This window comes from Pseudomonas sp. NPDC088429, assembly GCF_044753305.1.
GTDB lineage: Bacteria > Pseudomonadota > Gammaproteobacteria > Pseudomonadales > Pseudomonadaceae > Aquipseudomonas > Aquipseudomonas rustica.
On the sequence record NZ_JBIVMX010000053.1, the window covers coordinates 846 to 17329 of the forward strand.

Here is a 16484-nt window from a genome sequence, read left to right on the forward strand (position 1 = left end):
CAGCATGGACGAACGCGATGGTCGCATCAGCGTTGTCCAGTTGGTGGTCAGCGTCCACGACCGAGTGCACCTGGCCCGCGTGATCAAGAAACTGCGCGCCTTGACCGGGGTGATCCGCATCACCCGCATGCGTGCATAACGCAACCCTAACAAGGAGTCCTACATGACCAAGACTGTTATCACCAGCGACAAGGCCCCGGCCGCCATCGGTACTTACTCCCAGGCGATCAAGGCCGGCAACACTGTTTACATGTCGGGTCAGATTCCTCTGGACCCAAAAACCATGGAACTGGTTGAAGGCTTCGAAGCCCAGACCATCCAGGTGTTCGAGAACCTCAAAGCCGTGGCCGAAGCCGCTGGTGGTTCGTTCAAGGACATCGTCAAACTGAACATCTTCCTCACCGACCTGAGCCACTTCGCCAAGGTTAACGAGATCATGGGCAAATACTTCGACCAGCCGTACCCGGCCCGCGCCGCCATTGGCGTTGCTGCCCTGCCAAAGGGTTCGCAGGTTGAAATGGATGCCATTCTGGTCATCGAGTGATGCGCACGGCGCGGCCTTCAAACGCCGCGCCGACTGCTCTGCAAGAAAAGGTTTTGAAAGGATTCCACCATGCGCAAAGCGCTAGCTCTTCCGCTGCTCGCCCTCCTCCTCGGCGGCTGCGCCAGCAACCCTGCCGACCGTGACATCAGCGGCACCTGGATCAATCAGGTGGCGATCAATGCTGCAGCCAAGGGCGGCCCCCTGCGCGAAGCACTTCAGGCTTACGGCCCGAACCTTGAGTGGGACGTCAACACCAAGGCCAGTCAGGCCCGCTACACCAATGGTTTTGAGAACGTCGAAGGACGGCTGCTGGGCGAAGAGTCCGGCACCTGGAAAGTCGACTTCTACGGCAGCTCCGCCAGCGCGTTGAAACGCGACGGCAGCCAACTGCAACAGGCCGCCGGCGATAACGAACCCGAGCAACTGTTCGATCGCGCACCGATTCCGGTACCGGAAGGCGCGCCGATCGGTGCGAGTTTCGAGCGTGCGCTGTATTCCGCCTACATGGGCGGCAGCTGGAAAATCACCAGCGGTGAAGGCGAAGGCGCCACCGTGCAGTTCCAGGCCGATGGCCAGGTGTCCGGTTTGCCGGGTGCCGATCGATATGCGCTGTGCCTGGCGGGCGATTGCGCGTCGATGAGCAACGGCAACGACAGCATGTGGCTGCAGCAGAACGGTCAGGGCAATAACTGGATCTTTGTGCGCAAGGGCAAAGAGCTGGAAATCCTGCAAGCGGTGAACTCCGCGCTGGCGGATGAACAGCCGCAGTTCACACCGGGTGCTCGCAAGTGGTTGCTCGAGAAACAGTAAACCGCTGAAAAGATCGCAGCCTTCGGCAGCTCCTACAGGAAACGTATTCCAATGTAGGAGCTGCCGAAGGCTGCGATCTTTTGCTTTTAGCGACCTTCGAGGATCGCGGCGTAGCCTTCGCGGTAGCTTGGGTATGTTGGCGTCCAGCCGAGGGCCTTTGCCCGGGCATTGCTGCAGCGCTTGCTGCCAGTACGCCGCACACTCGCCTCATCTGCCCACTCGGTTACGCCCAGATACTCGCGCAACCAGTCGACCACTTCGGCCAACGGTGCCGGTGCATCGTCGACGCCGATGTAGATGCTTTCCAGCGCAGTCCCCTGTCGATCCGCCTCGAGCAAAAACTTCAGCAGACCCGCCGCGTCGTCCGCGTGAATGCGATTGCCATACAGCGGTGGCTCGACGGCGACGCGATAACCCTCGCGAACTTGCGTCAGCAGACGCTCGCGGCCAGGGCCGTAAATACCGGTCAGGCGCAGGATGCTCGCCGGGATACCGCTTTTGAGCGCGACTTGCTCAGCCTCAAGCATCAACCGTCCGGAGAAACCGCTGGCCACTGTCGCCGAGGTTTCGTCCACCCACTCGCCATCCATCTGCCCATAAACACTGCTGCTGGATACAAACAACAGCCGCTCCGGCACCTGGCCATAGTCATCCAGCCAGCTCAACACATTCTGCAAACCCTGCACATAAGCCGCGCGGTACCCGGCTTCATCGTGATTGGTCGCAGCAGCGCAATACACCAGGTAATCCACCGCACCGATCGGCCAAGTGTCCGGGCAATCTTCATTAAAGAGATCCCCGGCAACACCAATGACACCCTCAGGCAAACGTGACACATCGCGGCGCAAGCCATGGACTTCCCAGCCAGCGGCCAGCAATTGCGTGGCCAGACGACTACCAATATCGCCACAACCGGCAATCAGAACAGAAGGCGCAGACATCAGAAAACTCCCATCGGAAAGCGACAGACTAGGCCCGGCGAGTGACGAGCGGCTAGCAATCAAGGAAAAAAAGATACTCTATTACTTTTGTTAACAAGAATTACTTGCAATAATGCCTGCCACTTTTGTTCTCGGCCTCACGAGGCCTGGAAGAGCATCATCGTTTTTCTATCTCAGGTCCGGCCAGCATGACACGTAATCAAATCCCCGCTTCGCCAACCCAACGACCTCGCGCCTGGAGCGCAGTGGCGGCTCTGCTGCTCAGCCTGATGCTGGCACCGACCGCCGCCTTCGCTGACGCGCAAGCGCCAGCCGCACCGGCCGCGACCGAACAGCACGCTCCTGCTGCTGACGCGCCTGCCACCGCCCCGGCTGCCGCACCGACTGCAACCGATCCAGTGCAAGCGGTAGACGCTGCCGACGTTCCTGAAGTTCTCGAAGCCGACAACACGCTTGGCATGGCCCACGACCTGTCGCCGTGGGGCATGTACCAGAACGCTGACATCATCGTCAAAATCGTGATGATCGGTCTGGCCATCGCGTCCATCATCACCTGGACCATCTGGATCGCCAAAGGCTTTGAGCTGATGGGCGCCAAGCGTCGTCTGCGTGGCGAAATCGCCGCCCTGAAGAAAGCCACCACCCTTAAAGAAGCCAGCGCCACTGCCGGCAAGGAAGGCACCCTCGCCAACCTGCTGGTGCACGACGCACTGGAAGAGATGCGCCTGTCGGTCAACAGCCGCGAGAAAGAAGGCATCAAGGAACGCGTCAGCTTCCGTCTTGAGCGCCTGGTTGCGGCCTGCGGTCGTAACATGAGCAGCGGCACCGGCGTCCTCGCCACCATCGGTTCCACCGCACCGTTTGTCGGCCTGTTCGGTACCGTGTGGGGCATCATGAACTCCTTCATCGGCATCGCCAAAACCCAGACCACCAACCTCGCCGTTGTGGCGCCGGGTATTGCTGAAGCCCTGCTGGCCACCGCACTGGGTCTGGTTGCAGCGATTCCAGCGGTTGTGATCTACAACGTCTTCGCCCGCTCTATCGCCGGTTACAAGGCGCAGGTTTCCGATGCTTCGGCAGAAGTCCTGTTGCTGGTCAGCCGCGACCTCGACCACCAGCCTGAGCGCAGCTCGCAGCCGCACATGGTTAAAGTGGGGTAATCGGCCATGGGCCTGCATTTGAAAGAAGGCGCAGACGACGATCTGGCCGAGAACCACGAAATCAACGTCACGCCGTTTATCGACGTGATGCTGGTGCTGTTGATCATCTTCATGGTGGCTGCTCCGTTGGCCACTGTGGACATCAAAGTCGACCTGCCTGCCTCGACCGCCAAACCGGCGCCGCGGCCAGAGAAACCGGTGTTCCTCAGCGTAAAAGCTGATCAGCGCCTGTTCCTCGGCGAAGACGAAGTGAAGCCCGAAGCACTGGGCGCCACCCTCGACGCCAGAACCAAGGGCAAGAAAGACACCACCATCTTCTTCCAGGCTGACAAAGGCGTGGATTACGGCGACCTGATGAGCGTGATGGATAACCTGCGTTCCGCCGGTTACCTGAAGGTCGGCCTGGTAGGACTTGAGACGGCAGCCAAGAAATGATCACGACGCGCCATAAGCTGACGCGTTACAGCGGTAGCCTGGCCGTGGTGCTGGGCGTTCATGCGCTGGCCATCGCGCTGGCGCTGAACTGGACTGCCCGCCCGCCCATCGAATTGCCGCCGCAGGCAATGATGGTCGAGCTGGCCCCGGTTCCGGCCCCGCCACCGCCTGCTCCGCCGAAAGTCGTCACACCGCCGCAGCCACCGGCTCCGGTTGAAGAGTTGCCGATTCCGAAACTGGCCGAAGCCCCGAAAGCTGAAATCGCGGTGCAGAAACCCAAACCGAAGCCCAAGCCTAAACCGCCGAAGCCGGTCGAGAAGAAGCTGCCCGATCCGCCGAAGGAAAAACCTTCCGAGGAAAAACCGGCCGACACCCAGCCGACTCAGGCACCAACGGAGAAATCCGCCCAGCCTGCACCAGGCCCGTCGCCGGCCCAAATGGCTGCCAAAGCCAGCTGGCAAGGCACCCTGCTCGCGCATTTGGCCAAGTACAAAAAGTACCCGGCCAGTGCTCAGGCACGCGGCAAGGAAGGTTTGAACCGTCTGCGTTTCGTGGTGGATGCCGAAGGTAACGTGCTGTCATTCGAACTGGTGGGCCGCTCTGGCAACGCTGATCTTGACCGGGCTACCCTGGAAATGATTCGCCGCGCACAACCGCTGCCCAAGCCACCGGCTGACATGCTGAACAACGGCTCGATTGAAATTGTTGCACCGTTTGTTTACTCCCTCGAACGCCGCCGTTAAGTAGCAAGATCAAAAGATCGCAGCCTTGGGCAGCTCCTACATTGGAATGCATTTCCCTGTAGGAGCTGCCGAAGGCTGCGATCTTTTGCTTTTTGCAGTAGTCGCATTGGGCCCTCAGTCTGATAACGTGCGTCTATCGATTGCAGCCGGTATGCTTGGCCCGCATCTTCATGGACGCTTTGCTATGACCCTCACAGAATTACGCTACATCGTTACCCTCGCCCAAGAGCAGCATTTCGGCCACGCGGCCGAGAAATGCCACGTCAGCCAGCCGACCCTGTCGGTGGGCGTGAAGAAACTTGAAGACGAACTCGGTGTGCTGATTTTCGAGCGCAGCAAGAGCGCCGTGCGCGTAACCCCGGTCGGCGAAGGCATCGTCGCCCAGGCGCAGAAAGTTCTTGAGCAAGCCCAAGGCATCCGCGAACTGGCCCAGGCCGGCAAGAATCAGCTGACCGCACCGCTGAAAGTCGGCGCGATCTACACCGTTGGCCCGTACCTGTTCCCGCACCTGATTCCACAACTGCACCGGGTCGCCCCGCAGATGCCGTTGTACATCGAAGAAAACTTCACCCACGTGCTGCGCGACAAACTGCGCAACGGCGAACTCGACGCGATCATCATCGCCCTGCCGTTCAACGAAGCTGACGTGCTGACCCTGCCGCTGTACGACGAGCCGTTCTACGTGCTCATGCCGGCCCAGCACCCGTGGACGAAAAAAGAAACCATCGACGCCGGCCTGCTCAACGACAAGAGCCTGCTGCTGCTCGGCGAAGGTCACTGCTTCCGCGATCAGGTGCTCGAAGCCTGCCCGACCCTGACCAAGGGCGGCGACGGCGCCAAGCACACCACGGTCGAATCCAGTTCGCTGGAAACCATTCGCCACATGGTCGCGTCCGGTCTGGGCATCTCGATCCTGCCGTTGTCCGCCGTCGACAGCCATCACTACGCCCCCGGCGTGATCGCAGTGCGTCCGCTGTCGCCACCGGTGCCGTTCCGCACCGTGGCCATCGCCTGGCGTGCGAGTTTCCCACGGCCGAAAGCCATCGAAATCCTCGCCGACTCCATTCGCCTGTGCTCGGTGGCCAAGCCAGCGACACCGGTTACGGCCGGTTAAGCGAGCGTCATGACTGAGCTGTCGCAAGTGTCGGTGACGGCACTCAAGGGTGTCGGTGAAGCCATGGCCGAGAAATTGGCCAAGGTCGGTCTGGAAAATCTCCAGGACGTACTGTTTCATCTACCGCTGCGTTATCAGGATCGTACCCGCGTGGTGCCAATCGGCCATTTGCGACCGGGTCAGGACGCCGTGGTCGAAGGCACCGTCAGCGGCGCCGACGTGGTCATGGGCCGCCGTCGCAGCCTCGTCGTGCGCATGCAGGACGGCACCGGCGGCTTGAGCCTGCGCTTCTACCATTTCAGCAACGCGCAGAAAGAAGGCCTCAAACGCGGCACGCGGATTCGCTGCTACGGCGAAGCCCGGCCCGGCGCCTCAGGTCTGGAAATCTACCACCCGGAATATCGCGCCATCACCGGCGACGAACCGCCGCCAGTGGATGAAACCCTGACCCCGGTTTATCCGCTGACCGAAGGCCTGACCCAAGCGCGTCTGCGTCAACTGTGCATGCAGACGCTGACCATGCTCAAGCCCGACACCCTGCCCGACTGGCTGCCGACCGAACTGGCGCGCGACTATCAACTCGCGCCGCTGGCCGATGCGATCCGCTACCTGCACAACCCGCCCGCCGATGCCGACGTCGACGAACTCGCCCTCGGTCATCACTGGGCGCAGCATCGTCTGGCCTTCGAAGAGCTGCTGACGCATCAACTGTCGCAACAACGTCTGCGCGAAAGCATGCGCTCGTTGCGCGCGCCGGCGATGCCGAAAGCGAAAAAGCTGCCGCCGAAATATCTGGCGAATCTTGGCTTCAACCCGACCGGCGCCCAACAGCGCGTCGGCAACGAAATCGCCTACGACCTCAGTCAGCACGAACCGATGCTGCGGCTGATTCAGGGTGACGTCGGCGCGGGTAAAACCGTGGTCGCCGCCCTAGCTGCGTTGCAAGCGCTGGAGGCCGGTTATCAAGTCGCGCTGATGGCGCCGACCGAGATTCTCGCCGAACAACACTTCATCACCTTCAAACGCTGGCTAGAACCGCTGGGCATTGAAGTGGCGTGGCTGGCCGGCAAGCTCAAGGGCAAGAACCGCGTCGCCGCGCTGGAACAGATCGCTAGTGGCACACCGATGGTGGTCGGCACCCACGCGCTGTTTCAGGACGAAGTGAAGTTCAAAAACCTCGCGCTGGTGATCATCGACGAACAGCATCGTTTCGGCGTGCAACAACGTCTGGCGCTGCGGCAGAAAGGCGTCGGCGGGCGCATGTGTCCGCATCAACTGATCATGACCGCGACGCCGATTCCACGGACGCTGGCGATGAGCGCTTACGCCGACCTCGACACCTCGATCCTCGACGAGTTGCCGCCGGGTCGAACCCCGGTCAACACCGTGCTGGTTACCGACACCCGCCGCGTCGAAGTCATCGAGCGCGTGCGCGGTGCCTGCGCCGAGGGCCGTCAGGCCTATTGGGTGTGCACGCTGATCGAAGAGTCGGAAGAGCTGACCTGTCAGGCCGCCGAAACCACTTTTGAAGATCTCACCCTCGCCCTCGGCGAGTTGAAAGTCGGGCTGATTCACGGGCGCATGAAACCCGTCGAGAAGGCCGCCGTCATGGCCGAGTTCAAGGCCGGTAACCTGCAACTGCTGGTCGCGACCACGGTGATCGAAGTCGGTGTAGACGTACCCAACGCCAGCCTGATGATCATCGAAAACCCCGAGCGTCTCGGCCTCGCGCAATTGCACCAGTTACGCGGCCGTGTCGGTCGGGGCAGCGCCGCCAGCCATTGCGTGCTGCTTTACCATCCGCCGCTGTCGCAGATCGGTCGCCAGCGTCTGGGGATCATGCGTGAGACCAACGACGGTTTCGTCATCGCCGAAAAAGACCTCGAACTGCGCGGCCCCGGTGAAATGCTTGGCACCCGCCAGACCGGATTGCTGCAATTCAAGGTCGCGGATCTGATGCGCGACGCCGACTTGTTACCCGCCGTTCGTGACGCTGCGCAAGCGCTGCTGGAACGCTGGCCGACCCACGTCAGCCCGTTGCTTGACCGCTGGTTGCGCCACGGGCAGCAATACGGCCAAGTGTGAGCACCGTCGCAGTTTCTGACAGCTCGTTCTGACCAAGCTGGTTATACTCCTGCCATTGTTTCAAAAACGGATACAGACCATGACCGAAGCCGCTCTCGCCCCCGAATCCCCGCACGCGCCGTCTGTCATTCGGCTGCTGCTGGACAAGCTCGGGATCGCCTACGAAGAAGTGCTCGACCACCACGGCCTCAATGCCTCGCGCAAGGTACAAGCCGTGTTGCTGGACGACGCTGTCGGCGCGCTGATGGTGCTGTTTCCGCAGAGCCAGTTGCTCGACCTCAATCGCCTCGCCGAACTGACGGGCCGTCGCCTGACCGCAGTGTCGACCGAGCGTCTGCAAAAGATGCTCGGCAAACACAGCCTGAGCCTGCTGCCAGGCCTGCCGGCACTGACCAGTTCGCCGTGCCTCTACGAAGAAAGCCTGCTGCGCGAGCCAAAGCTGCTGATCAATTCCGGCGAGCCGGGCGTGTTGCTGGAAATCACCAGCGAAGCCTTCAAAAGCATGCTGACCAAGGCCAGCGCCGCCAACTTCGGCGAAGCGCTGAACAGCATCCGCCCGAACCTCGACCGCCCGGACGATGACCGCGAGGAAATCACCCAGGCCGTGCAAGCGTTTACCGCACGGCGCATTCAGCAGCGCCTGGAAGCGACCATCGAGATTCCGCCGCTGGCCGAAACCGCGCAAAAAATCATCAAGCTGCGCGTCGACCCGAACGCGACCATCGACGACATCACCGGCGTCGTTGAAACCGACCCGGCGCTGGCCGCACAAGTGGTGAGCTGGGCGGCGTCGCCGTACTACGCCTCGCCGGGCAAAATTCGCTCGGTAGAAGACGCGATCGTCCGCGTGCTCGGTTTCGATCTGGTGATCAACCTCGCGCTAGGCCTGGCCCTCGGCAAGACCCTGAGCCTGCCAAAAGACCATCCGCAACACTCGACGCCGTACTGGCAGCAATCGATCTACACCGCCGCCGTCATCGAAGGCCTGACCCGCGCCATGCCGCGCGCCCAGCGCCCGGAAGCAGGCCTGACCTACCTCGCCGGTCTGCTGCACAACTTCGGGTACCTGCTGCTGGCCCACGTCTTTCCGCCGCACTTCTCGCTGATCTGCCGCCACCTGGAGGTCAACCCGCACCTGTGCCACAGCTACATCGAGCAACACCTGCTCGGTATCAGCCGTGAACAGATCGGCTCGTGGCTGATGCGCTACTGGGACATGCCGGACGAACTGGCCACCGCACTGCGCTTCCAGCACGATCCAACCTACGACGGCGCCTACGCCGAATACCCGAACCTTGTCTGCCTGGCGGTGCGCCTACTGCGTGGACGCGGGATTGGCTCGGGCCCGGATGAAGACATCCCCGACGCCCTGCTCGAACGCGTCGGCCTGACCCGCGAAAAAGCCAACGACGTCGTCAGCAAAGTCCTCGAAGCCGAAGTCCTGCTGCGCGAACTGGCTTCGCAATTCAGCCAGGGCTAAAACAAAACAGGCCCGCTCCCCCAAGGATTTACACAATCCCCCTGTGGGAGCGAGCCTGCTCGCGAAAAACCCAACTCAATCTAGCTGATTCACACAAAACCCTGTGGTGAGGGGATTTATCCCCGACCGGCTGCGAAGCAGTCGCAAACCCAGCCACAAGGTGTGTCAGTCAAACCGAGGTCTCAGGATTCGGGGCCGCTTCGCAGCCCATCGGGGATAAATCCCCTCGCCACAAAAGCCCTTCTACTCAAGCCCTCTACTCAGGTCTTCTACTCAGACTATCGACTCAGGCCCTTCTACTTCAGCTTCTAGCCCTCAGGCTTTCGGCTTAGCCTTCCTCGGCTTCAAATACTTCATCAACCCCTGAAACCACATCACCAGCGCCGGATTGCCCTTCAGCTGAATCGACTTGTCCTGAATCCCCTGCATAAACGCCAGTTGCTTGTTCTTCGCCTGCATCGTCGCAAAGCCATAACCCGCATCTTTAAACGCAATCGCAAACGCCGGCTCCGCCACCACGCCAGACTTACTGGTAACGCGCTGATCCTTGACCACGAAATGCCGCGCCACTTTCCCATCCAGCGTCTGCAACTGAAACACCAGATCCTTGTCACCCAACTGCTGCTGGAACGCAGGATTTGTCCGACTGGCCTTACCCATCAACAGACCCAGCATCCACAGAAGAAAACGAAATTTCATGCGCACAGCCTCAAAAGGAAAATGAACGGCCGGGGCAGTGTAAGGGATTCGGACGATAACGCCAGTATCTGACGCTGTTGGAAGATGATGCAGACCATTTCCCGCACGATGACCACCAAGTCACGATTACCAACTCCGCCAATGATCGTTCCAATGCTCCGCGTGGGAATGCCTCACGAGACGCTCCGCGTCTCACCCTTCACCTTTCCTACACCTGTTGAAACACAACCCTGTAGGAGCTGCCGAAGGCTGCGATCTTTTGATCTTCCCCCCTGCAACTCCTTAGGAAATTTCCCGCAAAGCGCGGCGGCATGCGTGAACTAGGCGAGTTGAAGGTTCATCGATACGCTCAGTAAGTCACCGAAAAATCGGTGACTCGGACGTGCAAGTCCGGTTCAGGTGCACAATCACTGATGGCATTCCGCCGAGCGTTTTCCTATGCTCGCGGATCGTTATGGCGGCTGTGCGTCGGAGGCCTTCGGGTCTGCCGGGTTCCTGAACCGGTCTTGCACACCAACGCACAGCTGCCACCTATTCGAAGTGCAAAGCGATTGGTGTCGGCCTCACAACTTCAGGAAGCTGCACCATGATCAAACCAACACCCAATCCCCCCGAAACCCCAGATATATCGCCCTACGAATCTCTGGAATCCAAGAAATTCCATGAAGCCGCCGTACGCGCCCTCGACCACCATTTCAAAGCGCCCGTCGAACCACATCCCAAACGCGAAACCGGACTCTTCAGCCTCTCCCCCGGCACCGACGCCGAAGCCCTCATGGCCAACGCCTCCGAAGACCTCCTGTCCATCAGCGTCATCGCCTGCGATTTGGCCGACGATCTCCACGGCTCACGCCGCTCGGTAGCACTGGCCTTGAGCAGAATGGCGGATGGTGTGCGATTGATGGTGGAAGGGATGCTCGACCAGATTGAAGTGCGGAGAATGGCGGCTAAGCCGTAGCGAGATAGGTGAATGAAAAAAGGGGACGTTAAGTCCCCCTTTTTGAATATTCCATGCTTCACCACTGGCAACCTATTTCAGGTTTCGAATCCACGTTGTAATCGTTTTCAAACGAATACTTCTTTGCGGATTTGTAATTCGTATACGACATCGCATCAACCCGGCCCCCCTGAGTGACCATCTGATACTCACCTGTCAGCGCGCCTTCAACTACTTCAACCCAAGTTGTCGTGTACTGGTAGGGCCGGCCATACACGAGCTCTTCTTGCTCAGTACCGCGATGAACTAGCCCCATAGCCTTTTTCGACTTGCTGTACTTGACGCTAGCACCGCGCCATTTGGCGACAGAGTCGTAGTAGGTTCGGAATTCAAAATTTATGGGTTTGCCTTCGTAGGAGCAGAAGCAAAAACCTCGGTCGTGACCTCGCTATGAGCCGCCAGAGGAACGAAAGCGAACAACGCGGAAAAAAATACAGACGAAAATTTCAAACCGAACATTCCTTTAGCGGTTTCAGGGGTATCAGCAAACGATTCGGGCCTGTTATGCACCAGGCTCAAGCGCGCCGCACGTCAGCTCTTTGATTTGCTCATTCTGAATCGGTATCACACATGCGAGGCGCTTCTCTCCGAGCCCGCGAAGCTCAGTCAAATTCAGCGTCACGTGCAACCCATCCTCGACAAACACATGATCCTCAAACCCGGCATCGGCATAATCCGTCCAAAATGCCTTGCCCTCGAAACTGCAAAACCGCTTGGAGGACAGCACCCTCCAACCGCCGTTGGGCGCCAGTCTGAACCGTCAGGCATGGGCTGCCAAAGGTGCTGACATAACGTGCCACGACATCGCCGAAGCGTTGGGAGCCGGACAGGTACACCTTGTTGAGATCAACCACATTACCCGGCTCATCAGCGACGATCGTGTCCAGATAAGCCGCACGCTCCAGACTCATTCTGGCCACGCAGTTGTTGATCGTCGTGACATGCGCTGCCACCCCAGGCTCGATTTCCGTGGCTTGAAGCGGGCATGTGGTGTCGCGTACCTTGATCCAGGCGCGCTGGGATTCTCTGGCCATGGCGACCAGCACCTTACCCTGCTCAGGGTCGCGCCGTTGTTGAGCCTCAAACCGTCCCAGCAGTTTCTTGTAGCTGGCATTGAGTTGCGTGTCGGCTTCTTTGCGCGCTGCCTCCACACACCGATCAACCTGGGCGCTAACGCTGATTTCTTTGCAGTCGTCCTCGGCCAACGCGAAGGAGACAAACAGACACCCAAAGGACAACGCGATAAAACGCGCAAACATGTTCAATTTTCATTCCATGAATGGCAAATAGCCAACGACAAAGTGATGTGAAGGAGACGAGACGAGACGAGAATCAAAGCATAAGAGGGCCGGGCTGGAAAATCAGTGCACCCATACTTTTCTGCATCACCGCCAGCAATTAATAGATCGGGATCTGAAAACGCATTCTCGCCATGCACCGATCTTCAGCCTCTCCGAACAACTTGGATGTTATCGCGCAGTTTTCTTCTGCATATCCTTTCCAAGCAGGCCCGAAATCCTCGCTACCACCCACAAACTTCAAAGCTTCCGGATAGTTCATGGCGGTGGCTTTTTCATTAGCGAGCGAAACGGCCTTATAAAAGCCATCACCTATCACCCCAGTGCGCAGATAAACAAGTTCGGCCACACGAAAACTCGTCAATTGTTTCATGCACGACAATTGCTCGATTGGAGACTCTCCGGCCTCTTCATCATCGCTTTTGCAATATTCATTTCTGAAGGTTATCCATTTTTTTTGTGTAGAAAGTAGCTCCGCTCTAGTCGATGAATCCAGTTCCGGCATTAACGCTTTATATTGTTCATTCAAGACCTTGTCAATTTTCTCAAATGATTTCTGCGAACAATTTATAACATCAGGATTCGTTATATTAGCGGATCTACAATCAACCTCGGCCAAAGCTACGCCGGCCGACATGAATAAGACTGAAAAAACGTAAAACATTTTCTTCGTTACTTCCAGCAGTTGCATTTCAACGCCTCCTCAAAAAATACAGCCTCTTTTTCACGTCTTGTGGCTACACCTGCGGTATTAGGGTCATTCTCCCAAAGTCGCTTCATGCTACGTAGTCGGGAAGGAATCAGCTCGGGTTTATCACTATCAAAATCTTCTTTTATCTGCTTCATCTCTAGCCGCTTCAACGCTTTAGCGGGCGTACTCCCCGATAAGGAATTACCCCGATTGACTACTAGAGAAAGTAGTACACCCTGGCAATCAGGATGTAAATTTATGGCTTTAGGATATACATCGACCACTTGCTGCGCATACCGTTTTTTCATGATAACAGCTAACTTTAAAGCATTGTCTTTGCTGATAGATATCGAGCTGACGTTGTGCACATAATCCCGCGCATCTTGACCTTTTTTGCCAAGAGCTCCTTTTAATCTCTCTATTTCTTCAGGGGTATACAGGTCTTTAAGTTCCGCATCAACTCTCGCTGCTGTTTGCTGCCCCAGATCATAACCATAACCTATCGTTATTCCACTGTTAGCATCGGACAAAGCATATGGATGTTCCCGATAAGCTTCGATTGCTAACAGAAATTCAAATAGTTTCTTGGACACTACATATGGCCCAACCGTTGTGTCGAGGGTATAGACTTCAGCCTTGCACTTCTCAGGACAGCCGGACAAGAAACCGCCCAACAAACCAAGTAACTGAATATGCTGAACGTTATTATCAGCGGTTATGCCATGCTTCCCGACCGGCTTATCCCACCAACTCAAGCGTTCAATTCGAAGTTTTTCTTCCACCCACTGCTGATGAGGATCCGAGACACTATGCCCCATCAGTTCGTCCAGCGAATCCCACTTTTCTCTTTTGAACTGCCACTCGCTTTCGTAACGCGTAACCATTTGAGATATCGGCTGAGAAAACCAAGGCTTGCTTAACGCTTCTTTGATTTCCGCAGGCGTAAGTTTGTTGTCGCCGTTTTTATCAAGCATTTTGTACAAATGCTGCTTAGCGGGGCCGTCATTGGCATTTCCAACGTTTGGCAAATATGTCGCTCGCTCTTCCTCGGTCAAATTTTCCTGAGCATGGAGAGATGCAGCGAGGTGGTCGGCATTACTGACAGTTTCTTCGATGAAACTGAAACCTTCCCACTCAAAGGGTGAATGCCGCGATAACTTGGTATCTGGCTCTGCAAACCATCCATTGAGCTCATTCCCGTCGGCATCACCCAACACCCCGTCCAAGCGCCACCACAATGTATAGGTAGTGGTTCCTCCCATGACAACAGGAACCTTTATTTTTCTTTCAGCGGGTAAAGCCTCCAGCACTCCGACAGGCAGCAGAAAATCATAGCCAACCGTTTTGTGCGGGTCAGTCACTTTAGGTGGATTCGTAGGACCCATTCCTTCCACGTGAGTAACCACCAAGCTGCCTTTCGGAATTTTCACTAGCGTTTTTTCAGCTGTAGGCAGTCCCGCAGCCTTCTCTTTGCTCAGCGCGGTAAAGGCCTTCACGTCTTCACAGCTGAACAGCTCAACGTGCAGTAGATCGTTGGGGGCCGAATCGGAGTGATTCTGATACTTCCCTACATGTCCAATAAGACTGCCCGCAGTAATCGGGAATGGAGTCGCCAAGACGTGCACGGAGTCCTTTTCGGCTGGCTCACTCTTGGCCTCAAGTAGTCCTTCCCAGACATATCCAAGCACCTCCCCCGCTGCCGGCGGTGGAACAGCATTCCCGCTGACGATCTCCAGCAGTTTCTGGTACTTGCCACGCGTCCCGTCGTTTCCGATCTTAACTTGCGTACCGTGCGGCAAAATTGCTCTCACAGCGCCTGACTGGCTGGCAGAGGCGCGCACGACAAGACCTTTCTGAGGCGGAGTCATTGGGTCTTTGGCAGCAGCACCAATGACGTAAGTATTGGTCGTTGGCCCTGCGGTCATCTCTCTTTTGAACACCCAGCCTGTACCGGGCGGCAGGTCGCTACTGGCAGGCGTGACGCTAACAACCTTGAGCCAACCATTGTGCTCTTCGCCTGTCTCGACAACCGTGCCGCGATTCAAAACTGTCAAGACCGTTGCATACCCGGGCCTTCCTCGTGGTTCCTGCCGGACACGTAAGCCCAGGAGTTCGTCATTGGCAGTTGCCTTCACCTGCAACGTACCGCCGCTCCAAAAGGCCGGCCGCGGCAGTGCCGGAGTTTCTTCGTAGCTTTTCCATTGCAACAAATGCATGTACAGACTGAAAAAGGTAAGACTCGGGCCGGGAACGGGTGCGGCAGGAGGGGATCCCGCTGGTACCTGCGGCGCTGGCGGCATCGGCACTTCCAATCGATGTTTGACCAATACAAAGCCAGTGGAAAAGTCGGACTGGGTTGTACCGAAATTTGACTTGGGGTAGATGTTATCGATTCGATAGGCAACCACTGCCCCGTCCGCTATGCATCGGACTTCTGTCGAGTCCTGCACCAGACCCGAATCTTCATCGAAATGCACACCACCATGCCAAAGCCCATTGGCCCCCAACGGATAGAAGCCGTCCTTCGCTTTGGCTAACGCCTTGTAGAACTGCTGCGGATCGGTCGCTTCAGCTGTCCCCACTTTCAGGGGATACGACCATTTTTGAATTTTGTTCGTTGTCTCTGTCATTACCAATTACCTGAATTCTGATCCCTGGTGGCTTGGATTGCCGTCGATGTCTTACCCGGAAAAATTGAGCATGCGCTTCGGTTTGCGTTTGATCTTTTCCTCAGGTGCATTCCCCAACGCCTGTTCCATCAAACTCCCCGCCTTATCTATATCCGCCGCCCCCGGCAGCACCGGCGGTTTAATCCCGATCCCTGTACCGGAGCCAGCCGAGCCACCGGCATTGATTTTGATCACCGGCCCAACCACCGTCACGCCGCCCGCATCCAGCTTGATAAAACTCCCCCCACCCAGAATCGTCAGCTCCGATCCCGCCTCGATCACAATCTTGTCACCCGCCTTCAGGTGAATCTCATTCCCGACACTGGTCAGCTGCGCCGTACCCAGTTTGACGTGCTGGCTCTGCCCCACCGTCAGGTGATCGTCAGCCTTCGCTTCAATCTTGCGATCAGCGATCGTGGTGCGGTGTTCTTCAGCTTTCAGCTCGGTGTAGGTGTTCTTCTCAACCGTGTCATGACGTTCATTCCCGACCCGAATTTTCTGGTCGTGCTCGATGTTTTCATCCCAATCACGCTGGGCGTGGATGTAGATCTGCTCCGCACCTTTCTTGTCTTCAATGCGCAGTTCGTTGTACCCACCGCCACCCGGGGAGCTGAGGGTTTTGAACACGCTGCGGGTTTTGTTCGCCGGCATTGCGTACGGCACCGGGTTTTCTTTGTGGTACAGGCAGCCGGTCACCAGTGGTTGGTCGGGGTCGCCTTCGAGGAAGGTGACGAGGACTTCCATGCCGATGCGCGGGATGCTGATGGCGCCGTAGCGGTCGCCGGCCCAGGAGCTGGAGACGCGCAGCCAGCAGCTGG

At 57.7% G+C, this 16484-nt stretch carries 15 protein-coding genes and 1 pseudogene; 10 read left to right on the forward strand and 6 right to left on the reverse strand.

The features are described 5' to 3' along the window. From ACIP66_RS21675 to ACIP66_RS21685, 3 genes are all read left to right on the forward strand, one after another. The coding region (locus tag ACIP66_RS21675) for an ACT domain-containing protein (RefSeq protein WP_400650784.1) at positions 1–139 on the forward strand (139 nt) is incomplete at its 5' end. A gap of 24 nt (positions 140–163) precedes the next feature. Next, entirely contained in the window at positions 164–544 is a 381-nt protein-coding gene (locus ACIP66_RS21680) for a RidA family protein (protein ID WP_015097371.1), read from the forward strand. A gap of 69 nt (positions 545–613) precedes the next feature. Continuing rightward, complete coding sequence (locus tag ACIP66_RS21685; protein ID WP_159814951.1) at positions 614–1354, forward strand: hypothetical protein; 741 nt, start codon at positions 614–616, stop codon at positions 1352–1354. A gap of 86 nt (positions 1355–1440) precedes the next feature. Here the strand turns inward: ACIP66_RS21685 and ACIP66_RS21690 are convergent, their stop codons facing one another. Further along, on the reverse strand, positions 1441–2295 hold the full coding sequence (locus ACIP66_RS21690; protein ID WP_400650731.1) for an SDR family oxidoreductase: 855 nt from the start codon (positions 2293–2295) through the stop codon (positions 1441–1443). Positions 2296–2483: 188 nt separating this feature from the next. On the opposite strand from ACIP66_RS21690, the gene exbB reads away from it, so the two are divergent. From exbB to ACIP66_RS21720, 6 genes are all read left to right on the forward strand, one after another. Next, positions 2484–3455, forward strand: coding sequence for a tonB-system energizer ExbB (exbB, locus tag ACIP66_RS21695; protein WP_159814414.1), 972 nt, complete (start codon positions 2484–2486; stop codon positions 3453–3455). A 6-nt stretch (positions 3456–3461) separates the two neighbouring features. Further along, positions 3462–3890, forward strand: a complete 429-nt coding sequence (exbD, locus tag ACIP66_RS21700) for a TonB system transport protein ExbD (protein WP_053125060.1) — start codon at positions 3462–3464, stop codon at positions 3888–3890. Continuing rightward, a complete protein-coding gene (locus ACIP66_RS21705) occupies positions 3887–4633 on the forward strand; it encodes an energy transducer TonB (protein WP_038359287.1) in 747 nt (248 codons plus the stop codon). Before exbD ends, ACIP66_RS21705 begins: the two co-directional genes overlap by 4 nt. A gap of 184 nt (positions 4634–4817) precedes the next feature. Beyond that, complete coding sequence (locus ACIP66_RS21710) at positions 4818–5747, forward strand: hydrogen peroxide-inducible genes activator (protein WP_053125062.1); 930 nt, start codon at positions 4818–4820, stop codon at positions 5745–5747. A 9-nt stretch (positions 5748–5756) separates the two neighbouring features. Next, on the forward strand, positions 5757–7832 hold the full coding sequence (gene recG / locus ACIP66_RS21715; RefSeq protein WP_053125064.1) for an ATP-dependent DNA helicase RecG: 2076 nt from the start codon (positions 5757–5759) through the stop codon (positions 7830–7832). A gap of 79 nt (positions 7833–7911) precedes the next feature. After that, the gene (locus tag ACIP66_RS21720; protein ID WP_400650736.1) at positions 7912–9312 is read left to right on the forward strand and encodes an aminoacyl-tRNA deacylase and HDOD domain-containing protein; all 1401 of its coding nucleotides are present in this window, start codon (positions 7912–7914) and stop codon (positions 9310–9312) included. A 315-nt stretch (positions 9313–9627) separates the two neighbouring features. On the opposite strand, the gene ACIP66_RS21725 is transcribed toward ACIP66_RS21720, so the two are convergent. After that, the gene (locus ACIP66_RS21725; protein ID WP_400650739.1) at positions 9628–10011 is read right to left on the reverse strand and encodes a helicase; all 384 of its coding nucleotides are present in this window, start codon (positions 10009–10011) and stop codon (positions 9628–9630) included. 586 nt (positions 10012–10597) lie between these two features. Between ACIP66_RS21725 and ACIP66_RS21730 the strand changes: the two genes are divergently transcribed. After that, entirely contained in the window at positions 10598–10969 is a 372-nt protein-coding gene (locus ACIP66_RS21730) for a DUF6124 family protein (protein ID WP_400650742.1), read from the forward strand. A gap of 541 nt (positions 10970–11510) precedes the next feature. Here the strand turns inward: ACIP66_RS21730 and ACIP66_RS21735 are convergent. The 4 genes and pseudogenes from ACIP66_RS21735 to ACIP66_RS21750 all read right to left on the reverse strand — a co-directional run. Further along, positions 11511–12267 (reverse strand): annotated as a pseudogene (locus ACIP66_RS21735) (lysozyme inhibitor LprI family protein). A gap of 139 nt (positions 12268–12406) precedes the next feature. Further along, complete coding sequence (locus ACIP66_RS21740) at positions 12407–12997, reverse strand: lysozyme inhibitor LprI family protein (RefSeq protein WP_400650744.1); 591 nt, start codon at positions 12995–12997, stop codon at positions 12407–12409. After that, positions 12979–15627, reverse strand: a complete 2649-nt coding sequence (locus ACIP66_RS21745; protein WP_400650747.1) for a pesticin C-terminus-like muramidase — start codon at positions 15625–15627, stop codon at positions 12979–12981. Before ACIP66_RS21745 ends, ACIP66_RS21740 begins: the two co-directional genes overlap by 19 nt. Before the next feature lie 51 nt (positions 15628–15678). After that, on the reverse strand, positions 15679–16484 hold an 806-nt coding region (locus ACIP66_RS21750), incomplete at its 5' end, for a type VI secretion system Vgr family protein (RefSeq protein WP_400650749.1).

Bases quoted from the DNA above. Each gene is read 5' to 3' on its own strand.
- ACIP66_RS21745 (WP_400650747.1), bottom strand. From the start codon at position 15,627: ATGACAGAGACAACGAACAAAATTCAAAAATGGTCGTATCCCCTGAAA.
- recG (WP_053125064.1), top strand. From the start codon at position 5,757: ATGACTGAGCTGTCGCAAGTGTCGGTGACGGCACTCAAGGGTGTCGGT.
- ACIP66_RS21685 (WP_159814951.1), top strand. From the start codon at position 614: ATGCGCAAAGCGCTAGCTCTTCCGCTGCTCGCCCTCCTCCTCGGCGGC.
- exbB (WP_159814414.1), top strand. From the start codon at position 2,484: ATGACACGTAATCAAATCCCCGCTTCGCCAACCCAACGACCTCGCGCC.
- ACIP66_RS21730 (WP_400650742.1), top strand. From the start codon at position 10,598: ATGATCAAACCAACACCCAATCCCCCCGAAACCCCAGATATATCGCCC.
- ACIP66_RS21740 (WP_400650744.1), bottom strand. From the start codon at position 12,997: ATGCAACTGCTGGAAGTAACGAAGAAAATGTTTTACGTTTTTTCAGTC.
- ACIP66_RS21720 (WP_400650736.1), top strand. From the start codon at position 7,912: ATGACCGAAGCCGCTCTCGCCCCCGAATCCCCGCACGCGCCGTCTGTC.
- ACIP66_RS21680 (WP_015097371.1), top strand. From the start codon at position 164: ATGACCAAGACTGTTATCACCAGCGACAAGGCCCCGGCCGCCATCGGT.
- ACIP66_RS21710 (WP_053125062.1), top strand. From the start codon at position 4,818: ATGACCCTCACAGAATTACGCTACATCGTTACCCTCGCCCAAGAGCAG.
- ACIP66_RS21705 (WP_038359287.1), top strand. From the start codon at position 3,887: ATGATCACGACGCGCCATAAGCTGACGCGTTACAGCGGTAGCCTGGCC.
- ACIP66_RS21690 (WP_400650731.1), bottom strand. From the start codon at position 2,295: ATGTCTGCGCCTTCTGTTCTGATTGCCGGTTGTGGCGATATTGGTAGT.
- ACIP66_RS21725 (WP_400650739.1), bottom strand. From the start codon at position 10,011: ATGAAATTTCGTTTTCTTCTGTGGATGCTGGGTCTGTTGATGGGTAAG.
- exbD (WP_053125060.1), top strand. From the start codon at position 3,462: ATGGGCCTGCATTTGAAAGAAGGCGCAGACGACGATCTGGCCGAGAAC.